This window comes from Halorussus vallis (assembly GCF_024138165.1).
GTDB classification, from domain to species: domain Archaea; phylum Halobacteriota; class Halobacteria; order Halobacteriales; family Haladaptataceae; genus Halorussus; species Halorussus vallis.
Window position 1 is genome coordinate 1,878,002 of the sequence record NZ_CP100000.1, and the last position, 19,288, is coordinate 1,897,289.

The 19,288-nt window shown below is 49.4% G+C and carries 13 protein-coding genes; 10 read left to right on the forward strand and 3 right to left on the reverse strand.

All coding sequences use genetic code 11. The features are described from left to right. The first annotated feature begins 72 nt into the window (after positions 1-72). The 6 genes from NGM07_RS09590 to NGM07_RS09615 all read left to right on the forward strand — a co-directional run bounded on the left by NGM07_RS09590 (position 73) and on the right by NGM07_RS09615 (position 9,875). A complete protein-coding gene (locus NGM07_RS09590; RefSeq protein ID WP_253519947.1) occupies positions 73-1,062 on the forward strand; it encodes a DUF932 domain-containing protein in 990 nt (329 codons plus the stop codon). A gap of 308 nt (positions 1,063-1,370) precedes the next feature. Then, positions 1,371-1,907, forward strand: a complete 537-nt coding sequence (locus NGM07_RS09595; protein WP_256525222.1) for a TATA-box-binding protein — start codon at positions 1,371-1,373, stop codon at positions 1,905-1,907. Positions 1,908-1,973: 66 nt separating this feature from the next. Next, positions 1,974-3,554 carry a type I restriction-modification system subunit M gene (locus tag NGM07_RS09600; protein ID WP_253519951.1) on the forward strand — a complete coding sequence of 527 codons (1,581 nt, stop codon included), beginning with the start codon at positions 1,974-1,976 and terminating at the stop codon, positions 3,552-3,554. Continuing rightward, a complete protein-coding gene (locus tag NGM07_RS09605; RefSeq protein WP_253519953.1) occupies positions 3,551-4,828 on the forward strand; it encodes a restriction endonuclease subunit S in 1,278 nt (425 codons plus the stop codon). Before NGM07_RS09600 ends, NGM07_RS09605 begins: the two co-directional genes overlap by 4 nt. A 12-nt stretch (positions 4,829-4,840) precedes the next feature. Beyond that, positions 4,841-7,825, forward strand: coding sequence for a type I restriction endonuclease subunit R (locus NGM07_RS09610; protein ID WP_253519955.1), 2,985 nt, complete (start codon positions 4,841-4,843; stop codon positions 7,823-7,825). A gap of 412 nt (positions 7,826-8,237) precedes the next feature. Next, positions 8,238-9,875, forward strand: coding sequence for a putative type IV secretion/conjugal transfer ATPase (locus NGM07_RS09615; protein WP_253519957.1), 1,638 nt, complete (start codon positions 8,238-8,240; stop codon positions 9,873-9,875). Positions 9,876-10,290: 415 nt separating this feature from the next. Here the strand turns inward: NGM07_RS09615 and NGM07_RS09620 are convergent, their stop codons facing one another. Both NGM07_RS09620 and NGM07_RS09625 read right to left on the reverse strand, forming a co-directional pair. Continuing rightward, on the reverse strand, positions 10,291-11,685 hold the full coding sequence (locus NGM07_RS09620) for an HNH endonuclease family protein (RefSeq protein ID WP_253519959.1): 1,395 nt from the start codon (positions 11,683-11,685) through the stop codon (positions 10,291-10,293). Positions 11,686-11,750: 65 nt separating this feature from the next. Next, positions 11,751-11,951: a histone gene (locus NGM07_RS09625; RefSeq protein WP_253519961.1), complete on the reverse strand. Its 201-nt coding sequence runs from the start codon at positions 11,949-11,951 to the stop codon at positions 11,751-11,753. Between the two features lie 294 nt (positions 11,952-12,245). Here NGM07_RS09625 and NGM07_RS09630 point away from each other — a divergent pair, with 294 nt between their 5' ends. The 4 genes from NGM07_RS09630 to NGM07_RS09645 all read left to right on the forward strand — a co-directional run bounded on the left by NGM07_RS09630 (position 12,246) and on the right by NGM07_RS09645 (position 17,984). Then, positions 12,246-13,490 (forward strand): tyrosine-type recombinase/integrase, encoded by a 1,245-nt coding sequence (locus NGM07_RS09630; protein ID WP_253519963.1) that lies wholly within the window; start codon positions 12,246-12,248, stop codon positions 13,488-13,490. A gap of 105 nt (positions 13,491-13,595) precedes the next feature. Then, positions 13,596-15,626 (forward strand): N-6 DNA methylase, encoded by a 2,031-nt coding sequence (locus NGM07_RS09635; protein WP_253519966.1) that lies wholly within the window; start codon positions 13,596-13,598, stop codon positions 15,624-15,626. 1 nt (position 15,627) lies between these two features. Further along, positions 15,628-16,419 carry a magnesium transporter CorA family protein gene (locus NGM07_RS09640; RefSeq protein ID WP_253519968.1) on the forward strand — a complete coding sequence of 264 codons (792 nt, stop codon included), beginning with the start codon at positions 15,628-15,630 and terminating at the stop codon, positions 16,417-16,419. Between the two features lie 113 nt (positions 16,420-16,532). After that, positions 16,533-17,984 carry an ATP-binding protein gene (locus NGM07_RS09645; RefSeq protein ID WP_253519971.1) on the forward strand — a complete coding sequence of 484 codons (1,452 nt, stop codon included), beginning with the start codon at positions 16,533-16,535 and terminating at the stop codon, positions 17,982-17,984. 576 nt (positions 17,985-18,560) lie between these two features. On the opposite strand, the gene NGM07_RS09650 is transcribed toward NGM07_RS09645, so the two are convergent. Continuing rightward, a complete protein-coding gene (locus NGM07_RS09650) occupies positions 18,561-19,286 on the reverse strand; it encodes a type II restriction enzyme NmeDI-related protein (protein WP_253519974.1) in 726 nt (241 codons plus the stop codon). Between the last annotated feature and the right edge of the window lie 2 nt (positions 19,287-19,288).

The following is a 19,288-nucleotide window of genomic DNA, read 5'->3' on the forward strand; positions in this document are numbered from 1 at the left end:
ACGAAACAGGGTATCCCCCCGGCTACTACTCTCTTCACCCCTACTTCCTCTGGTAGAAAGGCGATGCACAGAATGCGAGAACAGACCTATACTTTCGACGACTTAGACCAACTATACGAAACCGCAGACCAACTACCACAGGTTGAACGCCACGACGTCTACGCCCGAAACGAGGAGCTCGATGAATGGAAAAAGGTGCCGTGGAGAGACAGCCTCTGGACCGATACTGGCGAACTCTCCGGTGAAGTATCTGCGTTTGAAGACTTCTACAACGTGATTCAGTACGGTGAGATACTGGATACGGTCGGCCGCCGGTTAGAGCATCACCATGTTGAGCCGGAGGGACGTGTCTCGCTTTCACCGAACAGCCATAAGATGACGGCGAAGATCGGGCTAGGCGACGTTGTTGAGCCGCGGGAAGGTGATGAGGTTGCGTTACAGCTTCACGCGCGGAGCGGTCACTCAGGCTACCATGGTTTGAAGTACAGTATCGGCGCTGAACGCCTGATTTGTAGCAACGGGATGACCGGGTTCATCTCAGAACAAAGCTATGAGCAGACCCACAGTGAGCGGTTCAAACCGCAGTTAGCCTACCATGCCGTTGACTCAATGATTGAAGGTGCGGACACCGTGGAGAACCGGTTGAAAGAAGCCCAAGAAGAACGGTTGTTGAACCAAGATGAGGCGTTACTGGTGCTTCACGACTTAGGCATAGACCGATACTTTGAGAATCCGACCGCAGACCTAGTAAACGCACTGTATGAGGAGGTCGAAGACTTAGAGAAACCGTCACTCTACGAAACCTTTAACGCCGCAACCTACGCCTTGACACACCTCTCTACTGATGTACCGGAATACGTGTTGGACGACGGCTTAGAACAGGCATCACAGCTTCTAGACCAAGGAAACAATGTCCCTGATGCAAAAGAACTCGGAAGAGGCGTGGTGGAAAACCGAGTCCAACACTTGGTTGACGCAGATAATCCGGACGAAGAAGAGTACTGGGAGGGCGAAACCGAGAGTCTTCGAGAATTGATGAAAAAACACGAGATACAAGCCTGAATAAAGGAAAAATGGAATCTTCAATCAGCCGGGTTAAACATGAGGATGATTCTGAGCTCGTCAACAAAGCATTCCAATGCAATACCCAAATATGACTCTCGAGGAAGAACCCGCTCCCTTCTTTGCCAAGGAACAAGAAGACAGGGTACGAAACTTACTACCAGAACCAGCCAAACATCCAAGACTGCCAGCCATTAAACACCCGTTCCGGCTTCAAACAAACAGTCAACGAGATACAGAACGATGCCCACGAACTCTGGAACAAGCTACAAGAGTAATACCCTCTGAAAGTAGACAAGGAAATATCGATGCATGTTGTGAGTACGATGGGGAGCGGTGATCTCGGTCGAGAGCTTGATCTAGACTCTGTGATACAGGCCCTGGGAGAAAGCTACAGTATCGATGTGAACCGACAAAGCGATTCGATGGTGACACTCCGACTAATGCCAGAAGGACCCGCTCTCACTCTCTACCGTACCGGAACATATCAGATTCGTGGAACTGACAGCAGAGACAGCTTGTTTCAAGCCAATCAAGGACTACTCGATGCGTTAAAATCCATTGGCGTCAACTTTAGCGATCCTTCTTTTGAGCAGAAGAACGCAGTCTACTTAGAAGACCTGGAAACATCTGTCCAGTTGGAGGCTCTCTCCATACATCTCGGCCTAGAGAACATGGAGTACGAGCCAGAACAGTTCCCGGGTGTAATCTACCGACCACCAGATCTGGAAGTGGTAAACCTCATCTTCGCAACAGGGAAAACCATTATCAGCGGAACCATACACGATGAAATCGCTGAGAAGTCGGCAGAGCATCTCCGAAAACAGATTGCAGAACTCCATTGACGAAACGTAGTGTTCTTTTCACCGGGTAGCGTAACCCTTAACAGAGTTTCCTTAGCATTACTGGGTATGGCTATTGCGGGAGATTCTAACGGCGAGCTTGAAAAGAAACTCTGGGAAACCGCTGAAAAACTACGAGGACCTGTTGACCCCTCCGAATACAAGGACTTCGCTCTCGGACTGCTGTTCCTCAAGAGCATGTCCGACTCCTTCGAAGATCGACGAAAAGAGCTCGGAGAGAAAACCCGTGACCCCGACTCCCGATACTACACTGAAGATGAGAAGGAACGCGAATACATACTAACTGACAAAGACGAGTACAAGCGAGAAAACGTCTTCTACCTTCCTGAAGAAACTCGCTGGCAGTACTTCGTCAACAATGCAACCGACCCCCAGATCGGGAAAAAGATTGACGACGCAATGCGTGCAATCGAAGACGAAAACCCTCGCCTCAAAGGAATTCTCCCCAAGGGTTACTCCCGATCTTCACTCTCCAGCAACTCCTCCGACGCCTTAGAGGGATTGATCAACCTCTTCGCAGATATCGATATGGAGGGGGAGAACGGCGAACAAGATGAGGACATCTTCGGCCGTATCTACGAATACTTCATCAAGCAATTCGCAATGGAAGGCGGCCAGAAAGGCGGTGAGTTCTACACGCCGAAAAGCGTAGTTGAACTCATGGTCGAAATCTTAGAGCCCTACGAAGGCCGGATCTTCGACCCCTTCAGTGGCTCAGGTGGAATGTTCGTCCAGAGCCAGAAATTCATAGAAAGTCACGGCGGAGACACCGACAAAATCTCCATCTACGGCCAAGAAGTGAAGGAAAACACTCTCCAAATCTCCAAGATGAACCTCTATCTCAGGGGTATAGACGGAAACATCAAACAGGGAGATAGCATCCTCAACGACCAACATAAAGGTTTAGAAGCAGACTACATCATCACGAACCCGCCGTTCAATATGAGTGAGTGGGGTAAGGACTCGATAGCAGATGATGACCCCCGGTTCAAATACGGGATGCCCCCATCCAACAACGCCAACTACGCATTCATCCAACACATGATACACCATCTCAACGACACAGGGATGGCAGCAACAGTCATGGCAAACGGCGCAATGTCTTCTCAGAATTCAGAGGGAGACATTAGAAAAGAGATTATAGAAGACGATCTTCTCGATGCAGTGATTGCACTTCCGAATGAACTCTTCTACACTACCAGTATCCCTGCCTGCATCTTCATTCTCAGTAAAGGGAAAAAAGAGGATAAATATCGGGATAGAAGTGGTGAAACGCTTTTTGTTGACGCAAGAGATCTTTATGAGAGTGTTGACCGCACCCAAAACCGGCTTGATAGTGAGCACATTCAAAAAATCGCGAACACGGTCAGAGCTTACAGAGGCGAAGACCAAGTTGAGGAGTACGAAGATGAGAAAGGATTTTGTAAAGTCTCCAAAATTGATAATATATCAGATAACCGTTATACCGTCACACCAAGTAGATATGTTGGTGTAAAAACTAGTGAGGATGACGAACAGCCTTTCGAAAAGAAAATGGAAAGACTTTCAGCTGAACTTCGGGAAAACTTCCAAAAGTCGAATGAGCTTCAAGAGAAAATTGAAAAAAGTCTTCAGGAGGTAGGATTTTGACCTCAGAACAACGCACCCTCTCCGATCTTGAAGAGGATAAAGATAGCCGCAGCAAGCCCTATATTCTGCGGCGACAAGGGGTTGAAAAACCAAATAACTGGAAAACCGTCCTCTTAGGCGACCTCTTGGAATTAGAGTATGGTTCATCTCTACCGAAAAAAGAAAGGGAAGACGGCCCCTATCCGGTCTTCGGTTCCAATGGCCGCTCAGGGTGGCACTCGGATTACCACATCGAAGCACCGGGCATCATTGTCGGGAGGAAGGGCGTGAATTTAGGAATCGAATGGAGTGATGAAGATTTCAACGTTATTGACACTGCCTACTATATAAACCGCGATTCTCTTCAGACAGCATCTATTAATCTTAGATTCTTGTACTACAATCTGCTTGACTTTGACCTAGACCGTCTTAAAAGCGGGTCGGCAGTTCCTGGCCTAAATAGAAATGACTTCTACGAGGAGACAATCGCAGTACCGCCTCTAAACGAACAAAGAAAGATCGCAGCTATACTTGAGAATATAGATCGTAGAATCGAAACCAATAATGAGATTACTGAACTTCTAGAAGAGATGTCTCAAACCCTATTCAAAAGGCGATTCGTAAGTTTCGACGAATATGAGGGTGAGATGGAATACGACGAAGACCTCGAGAACAAGATACCGTCTAAGTGGGAGAAGAAATCTTTGGAGGATATTGCGGACTTTTTGAACGGCAAAGCTTGGCAACAGTTTGAATCAGAAGAGGATGAGAACAACCTTCCGGTGATAAAGATTAAGGAACTGAGAAATGGTGTAACCGAAGATAGTGACCGAGTTAATGAATCTATATGTCCTAACGAATATATTATCGAAGACGGTAGGGTTATTTTCTCCTGGTCGGCTAGTCTCGTTTTAGACCTGTGGACGGAGGACAAGGCATTCCTTAATCAGCACTTGTTTAAAGTAACATCTGAAGACTATCCTCGTTGGTTCTTTTACGAGTGGATTAACTATCATATCCAGAGATTTCGAGAGATAGCCGAGGCTAAAAAGACTACAATGGGACACATTAAAAGAAGCGACCTTAAAGAAGCAAAAGTCATAGTACCGCCAAGAAACGAATTAGAGAGTACTTCCAAAGAGATAGAGCCAATCTTTAAGACCATCATTAATAGACGGGTTGAAAACAGAAACCTAGAGAACCTACGAGAAACTCTACTTCCGAAGCTGATGTCTGGTGAGGTCAGGGTAAATGACATAAATATCGAGGATTTAGAAGTTAATAACGAGGTTTAACATCGCGTGTCTATGAATGAGATGACGTTGGCGGAGAAGCCAGCATTACAGGTTTTTCAGGATATTGGCTACGAATATAAACCAGGTTCTGAGCTTGGACCTCACAGCGATGACCCGGAACGTGAGTCGCTTTCGGATGTAGTACTCCGTGACCGTCTTGAACAAAAACTCAGCGAGTTCAATCCATCTCTGCCTGATGAGGCTATTGAGGACGCGATCTCCCAGCTGCTCGGTTTTAACTCCCCGAAGCTTCTAAAGAACAACAAGGACTTTCACGAGAAGCTGGTGAACGGTATTCAGGTTGAGTACGAGGTTGACGGTGAAACTCGGGGAGACTTCGTCAACGTATTCAACTTTGAGGAACCGAAGAGAAATGACTTTCTGGTTGCTAACCAAGTTACTATCCAGATTGGTGAAGGACCTCAGAGGAAACCGGATGTCCTCGTCTTTGTGAACGGCTTGCCTATCGGCGTTCTGGAAATGAAGGATCCAACGAACCCGAATGCATCGATGGGTAACGCGTATAAACAGGTCACCGATAGGTACGTAAATGATATTCCAGACCTGTTCCACTACAACGAGCTTATCGGCATTATGGATATGAACAATGCCAAGCTCGGCTGCCTCAGCGCGGGCTGGGAGTGGTTTTCGCCTTGGCGGTACATAGATGAAGAAAAGGATGCTACGAACGAGCTACCTCCGTCAGAGGTCTTGATTCGAGGAGCATTCGACAAGGAAAGACTTCTCGATCTGATTCAGAACTTCGTTGTGTACGCTGATGAGGATGGCAAGCTTGGAAAGAAGCTGGCTGCCTACCATCAGTTCTATGCGGTGAACAATGCTGTAGAAAGCAGCAAAAAGGTTGTTCCGAACCCTGATGAAGATCGTATTGGGCTGGTCTGGCATACACAAGGCTCCGGAAAGTCGCTGTCGATGGTTTTCTATGCGAAGAAGATTCGGCAGCAGAGCGAGATGGAGAACCCGACCTTAGTATTCCTAACTGACCGGAACGACCTCGATGACCAGCTTCACAAGGAGTTCAAGAAGCACGGTTTGAAAGCTGAGTGGGCGGACAGCGACAACCGGGTGGAACTCAGGGATAGACTGGATAGAGAGGCAGGAGGCATTATCTTCGCGACGATTCAGAAGTTCCAGACTACGGATGACGAGGTCCAGTATCCTGAGGTGAACGACAGGGAGAATATTATCGTGGTTGCGGATGAGGCCCACCGCACACAGTACAAAAGTTTAGCAACCAATGTACGTGATGGGCTTCCTAATGCGTCACACCTCGGGTTTACTGCTACACCGATAGAGAAGGAAGACCGGTCAACTACCAATACGTTCGGCGGTTACATTAGCCAATATACTATCAAGGAGTCGGAGAAGGACGGGTCCACGGTCCCGATTTACTATGAAAGCCGGTTGACCAAGCTCCAGATTAACGATCCCGAGATCGAGGACCGGTTTAACGAACTGATGGAGTCTAAGTCGGATGACCTGAAGCAGGAGATGAAGAGGAAGTGGACACAGCTCCGCCGGGTTATCGAAAACAGCGAGGAACGGACGGAGATGATTGCGGAGGACCTGGTTGAACACTTCAACAACCGGGAAATAGAAGGAAAAGGAATGGTGGTTGCGATCAGCCGCCAAGCCGCAGTCAACCTATGCCGGAAGATCAGAGAGATTCCAGAGGCACCGGAAACACGTGTTGTGATCTCTGGTGCTGAAGACTTTATCGACGATCCGATACCGAACGAGAAGCTAAAGCGTCGGTTTAAGGACGAGGACGACCCGTTCAAGATAGCGGTGGTCTGTGACAAGTGGTTGACCGGGTTCGATGCTCCGCATCTCCACACTCTATACATAGATAAGCCGATGAAGAACCATAACCTGCTTCAGGCAATCGGCAGGGTCAATCGTGTGTACAAAGACAAGCCCGGCGGCCTGATCGTTGACTACATCGGTATCAGCAACCGGTTGAAGAAAGCCCTTGACAAATATACCTCTGAGGTCCGGAACGATGCGATGCTGGACATCGAAGAAGCTATCAAAGTGATGAAGCAGAAGCATCAGGAGGTCGCCGACTACTTCGCTGAAGTCGATTATGATGACTGGCCGCACCTTGGAGAGCTAGAGCGGAAGCAGATGCTCTACAAGGCACAAAATGAAGTTCTGATTACAGAGGAACGAGAGGAGCAGTTCAGAGAGTCGATGAAGGAGCTGAAGAAGGCTCACGCACTAGTCACACCGAATTCTGCAGCAAGCGATATCCGAGCAGATGTCGCGTTCTTTGAGGCTGTGCTCGGAGCAATAAACAGTATCGAGAACTCCGGTAATCCGGATGAGATGGGGGATCTTGATTCCGCGATGAAGGAGTTAGTCGCGGAAGGTGTCGGTATTGAAGACCTAGTAGAGGTAACCGGCTTCGACAAGTGGGAGGAGGAGAAACCGGTTCTCAGCGATGATTTCCTCGAGGATGTAGAAGAGGTGGAGTTCGAGAATCTTCAGGTCAAGATGCTTCGTCAACTACTGGAGAACGAGATCAGCACACGGAAGAAAGGCAACCTAGCGAAGTACGAGTCCTTCGAGGAAGAACTCCAAGATACCATAGAAGACTACAACGAAGGGTTTCTCTCTACCCAACAGGTAATCGACGAGCTGAGGAACTATGCTGAGCAGATTCAGGAAAGCGATGATCGACAGGATGAACTCGGATTAGGTGATAAAGAGTTTGCCTTCTTCTATGCAATCTCCTCGAACACTGACTCGGAAATCGATGAGGAGACTTTGAAAACTATCGCCCGAGAACTCAAGCAGAACCTGAAGGACAGCGTCGAACTTGACTGGACGAACCGGGAGAAGATCCGTGCCGAGATTAAGACAGAAGTAAAGGCTGTACTTCGAAACAATGGTCTTAGCCTGTACAAGCACGAGAACTTAGTGGACCCAATTGTTGCACAGGCGGAAGCGTTCTACGGCGGGGCAGCAGCATAAAGGTCTCAACTGAAGTCCGGTCTCTCCAAGTGCTATTGAGTTCAAAACCCGCTATATTGGTTTTGTGAACCGCAGGAAACTTTTCGATTTTGCCAAGCAGCATGGTGTTCTTGAAGAGAACGAGGTACGAAAGCTGGTTTTAGCTGCTGAGTTTTCCCAGAACGAGTATCTTCAAGAGGCCGCCTCGAAAGCTATACTGAGTAGGTCAGTCCAACAATTTCAGCACCCTTTCAATTCTCAGTCTAGTGCTGGAGATATTGAATTGGGTCGAACTTCTGCCGATCAGATTTTCCAATTTTCACAAACTGACTTGACCAAGCATCTATTGGCGGTCGGACAATCAGGTGCAGGAAAAACAAGTTTATTCTACAACCTTCTGTCGCAACTGGACGTACCGTTCTGGAGTTTCGACTTGAAGCAGGACTACCGCCACCTTGCCTCAATAGAAGAAGAGAGCCTGTTGGTGTTGCCGTGGACCGAGCTCAAGCTTAACCCGTTGGTTCCGCCACCCGGGGTTAAGCCCCGGCGGTGGGCGCAGGTATTCAGCGAGATCTTCGGTCATGCGACCTCGTTGCTCTCTGGATCGAAGAACCACTTGCTGAAATCGATTATCGAGCTCTACCGGTTGTACGGACTTTTCGAGGAGAACTCTCCTCCGTATCCGAGTTTGCATGAGCTGGAGCAGTTCTTGGTCTCTGATTCTATCAACTACATGCGGAAGACCTCGAACTACCGGGACACGATTTTAAACCGTGTGGAGGCGATGAATCTTGGAGCCGGCACCATCTTCGACTGTAGCCAAGGCTTTGATCTCGAAGACTTGCTTTCCCGAAATGTGGTTTTCGAGTTTGACGGTTTAAGCCGTGATACACAGAACTTCTTGATGGAAACTTTGTTGGCCTGGGTCTATGAGTACCGGTTGGCTCAGACACACCGTTCAAGCGGTCTCAACCATGTGTTTGCGCTTGATGAAGGGAAGCAGGTTTTCAGTGTCTACAAGGAGCGGCAGGACGCCGCAGGTATCCCGGCTGTCGACGAGCTGACGGCCAAGATGAGAGAGTTCGGAGAAGGACTAATCGTGGCAGACCAAGAAGCGTCAAAGCTGACCGACTCGATCAAGGCCAACACGTACACGAAGGTCCTGCTCTCAACCGGCGACCAGAAGCAGTTTAGAGCAGTTGCAGATTCGATGAACCTCACTGAACGCCAAGCAGATGTAGCTCAAGACCTCGACGTTGGTGAAGCAGTAATCCAGACAGGAAACAGTAACCCAGCCCAGATTATTCTTGAAAGGTTCGAACTCGACAAGGAGGTCACTGATACCGAACTCCAAAGGAACCAAGCCAAGCTCTGGACCGAGCTATCATCGACACCTCGACAGCGACCAACAGACTTCCAAGAACTAACTGGCTCTCAAGCCCGTACGGATGAGATCATCGACGATCCCAACCAATCCGTATCTCTCTCAGCTGAAGCCGAGCAACTACTCGAAGACGCTGTCGAGTACCCGTTCGTACCGTTGACCCAGAGGTACGACCAGCTTGCCAGCCGTCGAATAGGCCACAACGCGAAAACCGAGCTGATTGACAAAGGTGTTGTCAAGGAAGAGTTGGTTCAAACCGGGTCAGGCTCCCGGAAACTTCTCGAGCTTACCGAACGCGGAAACACGTATGTCGAAGACCAACTCGAATGCGACCCTTCTCACAAAGGACGTGGCGGAATCGTCCACAGGTACTGGCAATACCAGGTAAAGAAAGCGTTTGGGGACGCGGACTGGACAGCAAAACGTGAACTGTTTGGTGCCGACGTCTACGCATCCAACGGTAAGACCGAGGTCGCAATCGAGATCGCGATGGAAAACACCAGCCGTGAACAGGAACACGTTGAGAAGCATTTAGAGAAAGGATTTGACGCGGTCTGGGTATTCTGCCGAAATCCTCGGGTCCGCGAAGGACTGGAAACTCGAATCGATGAAGCAGGCCTGGACACCGAACACGTCGTGCTTCGTGAGGTCAAGGACCTCGAACAGAACCGGGGCCAGATATTCTGAACCCTGTATACAACCGCAACAAGGACTCACCTCTTCCCAGTCCAGTATCAACAGGTTTGCAACTGAAGCCAGGTCAAAAGCCTGGTATAGACGCCTTGAGCTCTCCTGAGTAATGATAGAAATAGGAATGCCGGTGAATTACGGTTCTTCCATCTATTCCCAGTGTTCTGCATCCAAAGCCGAGGGATGTTACGGATATTCCGGAAATCGGAACATAGTAGCTGGTAACTCGCTTGCCAATCCATCAGACAAGATAGATGTATCTGAAACATGGTCGACTCAATTAGTGGCTTAGTTCAGTTGCTGAGTCAAGGTTAGCTACGTGGGAAGTATCCGAAGTAGACTCCGAGGGCTGCGCGAGTTACCAGTCCTTCACACCGCAGTTATCGTGGAAACAGCCGGGAAAATCCTGTTGTTAGATTTTGGTGTTGCCTTTGACTCGGTTGTGGTGCTGGCAGAGCAGCTGGGCGTTTTCGATATCCGTGTTGCCTCCTTTTGAATGTGGGATTACGTGGTCGGCTTCGTAGTCCTCCCATGAGACTTCTGCTTCTTTCTCTGGTTTGTCCTCGTTCAGGCATTCTTGGCAGAGACCGTTGTCCTGTCGGTATATCTTGATTCGCTCGGCCTCGTTGAAGCTTCGGCGATCATCTACAGCAGTCAGCTCGACTTCTTCGTCTTGGATGTATTCGAAGAATGCCTGGCGGATGATCCGGTCTCGGACTTCGATTTCACCGCCGCTCTGTTGACGGTTGTCGGAGAACATGATGATATCTTGATCGTCGTCATCTCGGTCTTTCCAGCGTTCGTGGAATTGGACTACGAAGTCATGGATGGCTTGCTTGGTGTCTTCGTCGAGGACGTAGTATTTGTTGAGGTGACGAATTAGCAGCCATACTGAGATGGTAAAGTACTCTGTTTTGAATTCCTGCATTCCGGAGCCGTCGCTCACCATCGGATCGTCTTTGAAGATGTCGTAGAAGATGTTCATGGTCTGGATGACATTCTCTGCCTCTGTTTTGTCGTCGAAGGACCAGTCGGAGATTCCGTCTTCCTCCAAGTGTTCATCAATAAAGTCTTTCACCTCGGTTTCCTTGATGTCGGTAGGCCTACCGTTTTCTTCGAGTATCAAGAACCGTGTGAGAAGAGCCAGGTGCTGCATCCGGCTGTTGTCCCGTTCAAGAACCTCGAAGAACGAATGCTTGTCTGGGTTACTGCTGATAGGCTTATAGGCATCGTAGTTGAACCGTTGGTCGTCCGCGTATTTCACGACGAAGTTCCGTGCTGTACTGGAGAGCCGGGAATGGGCGACCTCCATGTAGTTGAGTGTTTCACCCTGTTGAAGCCGCCAGAAAATCTCGGTTGCGATCCGGAGGTGTTCCGGGTTACGTGGATCATCGATATCTTGGACTATGTCGGCGTCATAGACCAGTTTGTCGACAAACCGTCGGAGATCAGAGGAGAGTTCCGAGTAGGTTGAGCCGGGAAGATCTTCGTGTACGTCCTCTAGTGTATCCGGCAGCTTGAGCTCGTTATCGATGAATTTCTGGGCGGTGGTAATTCTTTGTTGTCCGTCGATGACTTCGTAGACTGTGCTGTCATCATCGAGTCGGACTTCTCGGAGAACGATTCTCGGAATGTAGTATCGTCGGAATATACTGTCAAGCAGGTCCTTCTGCTTTTGAGGTGACCAGACGTTCTTTCTCTGGTATGGCGGTCGGGCTACGAACTCTTCCGAGTAGTCGCTGAACTCCTTTATCCGGAATTCTTTAGAAATAAGATTGTATTTGGTCTTCGGATCGAAGCTTGGCATAGGTAAGCTGTCTTGCTACACTAATAAATAACTGGTGAGCGTGATACGCCTCAAGGAACACGGTATTAGCTGTTGAGTGCTCGCCGAACGTGTTTTCTCTTCACGGTTTGGTAGCCGTCTTCCTGGGCAACCGCAATGGCCTCCTCAGCGATGTCGCCAGCAAATCTCTCGAGAGTCTTTGCCAGTTTATCAGCCGCTGATTTAGATACCCGTTTACTGGTTTGGTCGTGGATTAGATGATGCAGTGACCGTGTTGAGAACTCCATAACATTGGTTTTGAGGATAGAAGGTATTTAAATATTGAACACTATACTTCGCTTGGAAACTCAAACGAAGGAAGGAGAGGGATCGTGGAACACTAAACGGACTGGAGCAAGCCCCATCCGAACCACCCCAGGAGGGTGCCTCGTCCTCCAACCGCACTGAGGCCTGAAACGGCCAAGAGAAACACCGAGTACCCGGACAGTTAACGGAAGGTTCAAAGCTCTTTCAGAACACCTAATCCATTTGAAACCGGGTGTCACCTCTCCTTCCTTCAAACCTTAGAGGTGAACTAGATTATGTCTACTAAAAAATACGTTAACGTACCCAAACAGCTTCAAAACCTGGAAGACACGGAACTCTCAAGGGAGAACGTCGACGCTATACACCGGTTTATCGATGAATGCGCCGCAGAAGGCCTAAGCGAAGTACGTCAAAGCCGTTTGATCACCGCGTTGAAATCACTGGTGCTCAACTTCTCACCCCAAGACTTCCAACTAGAGAATGCAACAGAACAGGAACTTAAGAAGGTGATCGCCTCGTTGAACCGGAGTGACTACGCCGACTCCACGAAGCATACGATGCGAGCCACAGTAAAGAAGTTCTACAAAATCGAGAACGGTGGAAACGAACACCCGGAGAAAGTAGACTTCTTCAAGGCCTCAACCAGCAAGACCTCCACGGTTTCCCGGGACGACCTATTCACCAAAAAAGAATTGAAACAGTTGTTCCAGGGCTTCATCAACAGTCGTGACCGCGCCTTCACAATGGTTCTATACGAGACCGCGGCAAGACCCGGAGAACTTCTTACCCGTAACATCGGTGACTTTACCAGTAACGAGAAAGGCGACTTCATCTTCCTCGAAGGAATCAAAGGAACTCCAGACAGGACTAACCAACTCGTAAGAAGCGGTAGACCCTTGCGTGAATGGATTAGTCAGCATCCGCTTGGCGGTGAACTAGGGAATATAGACGACCCCGGTGTTCCGTTATGGGTGAAGACACAGCAGCAACAATGCAAAAAATGCGGGAAAATGCCCCGGAAACATTCTGACTCCCAGTGTGTCTACCAACCTGATAAACAGGACCGTTGGAAGTACGCCAGTTTCCTCAGGCGTTTCCAGGATGCGTGTGAACGCGCCAGTATTCCGGAGAACAAACGTCGACCATACAATTTACGGCATACTCGTTTGACCGAGGTGGCGACCTTCATGGGCTACGAACAGTTGAACAAGTTCGCCGGCTGGAAACCCGGTTCAGATCGTGCGAAGGTCTACGTCCATTTGAACAACGACGACGTCAACAAAGCCATCAGAGACGAATACGGACTCGACGTCGAGGAAGACCAAGACTCCATGACTCCATGCTCGTTTTGCGGAACCGAGAACCAGGACGTGCATACAGAGTGCCGGAACTGCGGACGACCACTCAACCTCGAACAAGAAACCCAGAAAGAGGAAAAACAGGAAGTTCTCGAACGGTTGGCCGAACTCGAAGAAGAAGGCGTCCTGGAGAAACTGAGACAGCTTGACCAACTAGATTGACTTCTTCTGGCTATCCAAAATACAGTAGGTACCTGAAGAAAGGGAATTCGCGACTCCTCATGTCTATAGAGAAAATTTATTAATCTCAGAGAAGGTTGTGAAACCATGGACGAAGCCGATCTGATTGCAGAGTTATTTGAGGAATTCACCACGGTATACGATGCTGATAATGTGCAATCAGATTATAGGCTTAGTACGGATTCCCGGCCAGATATTGCTGTTTTCGATGAAGACGACAATCCGTTATTGATTGCGGAAGCGAAGACCCATTCCAATAAAAAGAGCCAGTGGAAAGCATTTGACCGATTAAGGCATTACCAGTCTCAAGCCAATCCTCCTTTTCTGGGCTTCTTAACCGGCGATATCAACTATATCTACAAGGAGTATAATGTAGATGGTTTCAAACTTCAGATAAGCTCTGGAACCCCGCCGCAAAGTCCTGCCGATTTAGAAGACCGGCGAGGGTTCAAGACTAATACTGAACTCCGTTTCTGTTACGAACAATCAAACCGTCTGTGTAAAGAAGAATTGGGGGAAGAGATCTCTATAGCAGATTTCCTTCGAGAAACTCAGCGTATAGCAATCGCTGAAGAACACCAGCAGGAGATAACGGCATGGGAACAACGTTTCATTCAACAGATTGACGAGATAGATCAGAACATCCGGGAGAAGTATCCGTTTTACAACTCCGCTTCTGAGAACAGCTTAGATCAATCTCGGATCATTCAAGGAGTTCTCAACGGATATAGCATACGCCAAACGGACGACACAGTAATATCAGAGTTTGTCGCTCAGATTCCGTCTCTCCTTAAGGACCAATCCTCACATGGGACGCCTATCCCTTCTGCTAAATATATCTCGGAACAGTTGGATATTAGCTCAGATGATCGGATACTTGACCCCGCTATGGGCTGGGGAAATATACTGCGAGAAATTGCCCAGGCAAATCCTGAAGCTGACAGCCAAGGGATCGAACTCAACCAGAAAATCGCTCAAACTGCGAGCTCGCTCAACACCTTAACAAAGTCCGATATCTCGATCAAGGTTGCAGATGGTATAAAGACTGCCTGGAGAGATGACTCGTTCCACTCCGAATTTGACCACGTTGTACTTGATCCGCCGATCGGACTGAAGCTCTCAGAAGAGGAACTTATCGAAGAACTAAGCAACTGGGAAAACGCCAATATTGAAGATGTCTTCCTCGACTCCTCTCTAAACTATCTCAAAGAAGATGGTTTACTCACCGCGATAGTCCCTCTTGGCATACTATCGCGTAATCATTCAGCAAGACTCCGAGACAAACTCAAGAAAGAGTACTGTATTGAGTCAATCATTGAGGTTGAGAATGGTTCGTTCTATGACTCAGTTCGTTCAGATCTAGCGGTCATCCAGATCAGGAACCGAGAGCCAGAGGTTTCGGATACAACCGAGTTCTTAGTATTAGATCGGCTAAAAGATTCAAACATAGAGAACTTTGAGCCAGATATCCAACAGCGGTTGGAGCTCCCGGTATCTGAGATTCCGGATAAGGTATTAATCCCAAGCAAGGTTATTTCCCAGCAAGAGGTTCACAGCAGGCTAAACGAGATATACTCTGATTTTGTATCTCTCAATTCAATCAGTTCAGGATTCCGTCGAGGGGTCAGATTGTCATCAGAGCAGGTAACTCCTGAAGGGGACATCCAGTATCTGAAAATTTCGGATGTTACCGGTGAATCTGAATCACGCCGATTTATCGATGAAAACGAAATCGAAGATGCCGCTACTGCAGGTCCAACAGACCTGTTGATTAGTGCAGCAGGAACCATAGATATCGCATATGTCCCAGAAAGAGAGGTTGTCCCTCACTCAAACTGGGTTGTTGTCCGCTTTGAATCCGAGTCCTTGGCTCGGGCCTTCCAAGGGTTCTTCAACACTCCTGTGGGTGGCGATCTGCTGAACTCACTTGCAACAGGCACAACCATCCCTCATCTCTCAATATCTGTTCTAAACGATATCCAGGTCCCTGATTTCCGGAACCACAACTCAGTAGACGAGGTTGTCTCTGAATTAGCCAAAATTGAACAGCTAAACCAAGGCCGTGTAAACCACAACATCGCGGTTCGGATTGAGGAACTCCTTCGGGAGGGGATGTAAGATGGGGGCCGCAGATCTTGGAGAAACGTTCTATTCGAACAAACTCCAGATTCAAACTGATAGGTGTAAATCAATTATAAGAGAGGTCAGGGAAACTGTTCTGAAACAAGGGATTACAGGAGACAAGCTAGATTTAGTCGGTGATATAGAGCGCGAAATCGAGACAATGGAAGACAATACTCAGGAACTGTTTGACAACCCGGATCGGATTAACGATATCAACCGGCATCTCCGTCGAATTCTCCTCGATATCGCTAAGGACTTCGACTATGAGCAGAAGCTTTTCAATGAGAACAACAACCTGCAAGACGATATCTCGACCCTATTCCATTGGTTTGAGCTGATTGTGAAGCCGAATCTGGGCTCAGACTATCATGAAGTAACCCATGACTACGCGATACATGAATGTCGTAGCAAACGAAACGATGTGGAGCACGGACCATCAGGAGATAGGATTCGTCCAGATTTAATCAGCATCGGGATTCTATCTTGGTATGCCCTACATGAAATATTGATGAACTGGGAGAGAGCGCAGCGTCAGGCAATGCACGGACACCTGACCCGGATCGACCAAGATACTGAAAATGAATACGGCTTCATCTGCAAACTGAACCACCACGATGGCGCAGGATCCCCCCGTTCCATCACTCAATACGAAGAAGGGGAAGAAGGTAACAAAATCTCATTTGAACCGGACGACGTGACTTCTATTCCTACAGTCGGTGACATTGTAACCTTCTCTCAAACAGATCGAGATGGTACGCCAATAGCAACAGATATCTCCATTTTATAGAGAGTAACCTATATTCAAATGTACTGAGAAATAACCGGTTGTATGACAAGAGAACTGCACCATATCTCCGAAGAGACCCATAACCCAATAGGAACTCTGTGGGGGCGGATCCGATGAGCGGTGAGTGGCCGAAAGAGTTCGACCTCAACATGGAGGAAGAGTTGCTGGAGGCCTGGGAGGCCAGCGACGGAATACGGGAGCTAATCGCTAACGCCTTGGACGAGAGCGCGTTGTCAAACACAGAGGAACCGGAGATCTTCGAGGACAAACAGGGCCGGTGGCATATCCGTGACTACGGACGTGGGCTTACCCACCAAGACTTGACACAGGGAGAGGACGAAGAGAAGCTGAACAATCCCGACAAGGTGATCGGAAAGTTCGGCGTCGGACTCAAAGACGCATTAGCAGTTCTCTACCGTCAGGACGTCGATGTCACCGTTCACTCCCCGTACATTTCGTTTAGTGTCGAACAGGCTTCGAAGGCCGGGTTCGACGATGTGGAAACGCTTCACGCAGTGATACGGAAGACCGAGCATCCGGATCTTGACGGAACCGAAGTAATCCTTGACGGCTGCACCAAACAGGATATCGAGGAAGCGAAGCAGAACTTCCTGACCTATACTGACGCAAAACTACTGGAGAAGACACGGTTCGGAGAGATCTACGAGCCAGCAACCGATGAAGCCCAGATCTACGTAACCGGTTTGAAGGTGGCTACGGAGCAAGACTTCCTGTTCAGCTACAACATCACAAATACTATGAAGAAGATCCGGGACGCGTTGAACCGTGAACGCTCGAACGTCGGAAGAACAGCCTACACCTCCCGTGTCAAAAGGATTCTCCAAGACTGTGAGTCGGGCGACGTTGCGGAACGATTGGTGGACGACCTCGAAAAAGTCCAGGAAGGAACCAACCATGATGAGCTCTCATGGAAACCGGTCCAGGTCCACGCAGCAAAGGTACTGAACGCACGTGACGAGGCCATGTTCGTTACCGCAGAAGAACAGGGCCAGCTCAAAGACCTGGTAGACCGGGCACGAGGCGACGGCAAACGGATTGTAACAGTTCCCGACAGTACTAGAAGGGAGCTTCACTCTACTTCAGATATTGAAGGAGGAGAAATACGAGATGTCGATGTCTTCCAGGACGAATGGCAGGACAGCTTCGAGTTCGAATGGGTAGACGAAACCGATCTCACAGAGCAAGAAGCACAGGTCTGGGAGCTCAAGGACAAAGTGCTCTCACTCGTCCAGTTAGAGGACAAGATCGACGAGGTCCGGATCTCTGAAACCATGCGAAGCCTTGACTCCGGATGGAAGGCACAAGGACTTTGGGAGCCTCAGGAGCGGCGCATCGTAGTCAAGCGGAATGTCTTAGACAGTAAACCAGGTTTTGTAGGACTGCTGCTTCATGAGGCAGCACATGCCAAGAGAGGAGCTTCTGACCAGACACGGGAGTTCGAGGGGGACCTCACTGATCTTCTCGGAATCACAGCAACCGCCGCCATCGAAGCACAACCCGCTTCCGACGAGGAGGATATGAGTCCTGTCTCAGATCTGGATTGAAACAGGTTCTTAGGGACGAGATCCCCAATCATTTCCGACCCCCGTGGATAAGTTGGGAGCTTATCCAACCGGTATTTCATAGTAGAAACTCAGAGCGTAATTTCCTTTGGATGCTGGTGTCATCCGTCACAGTACCTGTTCTCCCCAATTTACTCAAATCTATTATTTCTCTGGATGAGCAGTGTACACCAAGACTGTGCGTCCCGATGATAGGAAATTCTGGTTTTTGTTGAATAACCGTGGTTCTAATCCTGATTTTCTCACTGTAACTGAACTCGGGCTAAGCGAATAAGCTGGGAGTTCACGGTGTGGGTCTTTATAAAATAGCAGATAGTACTACGAGCCGAGGAGCTCGGAACCGCCAGCGAACGAGAATGCCAGACGGAGACGCGTTGGGGTGAAGGTTGCGTGTGAAATTATGCTGGATGGATGAGGGTTTGCGGGGTGTGTGACAGGAAATTTCGCACGTTTGACATGGTTGCCTTCCCAAGCTCATAGCCCGGGTTCGACTCCCGGTCGGCGCATCTCTCCGTATCTCCCGTTCGTAATTTCACCCACCGAGAGCGCGGCGTCAATTCACGAGAGGCGGTGCAGGACGTCCGTCTCGTTCATCGCAGAGTGAAGATCGGACACGTCCTCGAAGGTGAAGAAGTCGACGCGGTCGCGAATCGGTTCGAAGCCGGTCTGGTCGATGCGTTTTTCGAACTGACCCTTTCGGGTTTCGTCGGCGACGATGACGAAGTTGGCGTGGTAGTCCTGAAGGTCCAAGAACTTGTGCAGCGAGTTCTGGAAGTCGGTGGAGAACTCAACCTCGAAGAGGCTGTCGGGCATCCGCCGGTCGTTGAACCACAGAACGTCGACCGTGCGGGCGCGCCGCAGTAACTCCGGATAGCCGAACTCGGGAAAGTTCCCCAGACTCCGCACGTCGTCCAACCTCCGGTCCAGAAACGCCCTGTTCTTGTCCTGGGAGGGCACCCACGTCTCGACGCGCCGCGCGTTTCCGGCCTCCGCCAGCAGGCCCTGGAAGTACCAGTGGTCGTACTGCTCTCGCTCCTTCGCCGGGACGGATTCGGTGTAGACGTGTTCGGGCAACTCGTCCCGGCAGTCGCTCAATGCCCAGAGGCCGGGGCGAATCTTGAAGAACCGGTCGCGGTTCTGTACGATTCGACGGATGCTGGCGTTCGGCGTCTTGGTCCCCCACTCGCTTCCGTCGACGCGCGGGGCGCGCTGATACAGGTGTTTCAGCGTCGCGTACCCCCCGTTCTCCCGCATCACCCGTTCGACGGCCTCGTACTGATACATGG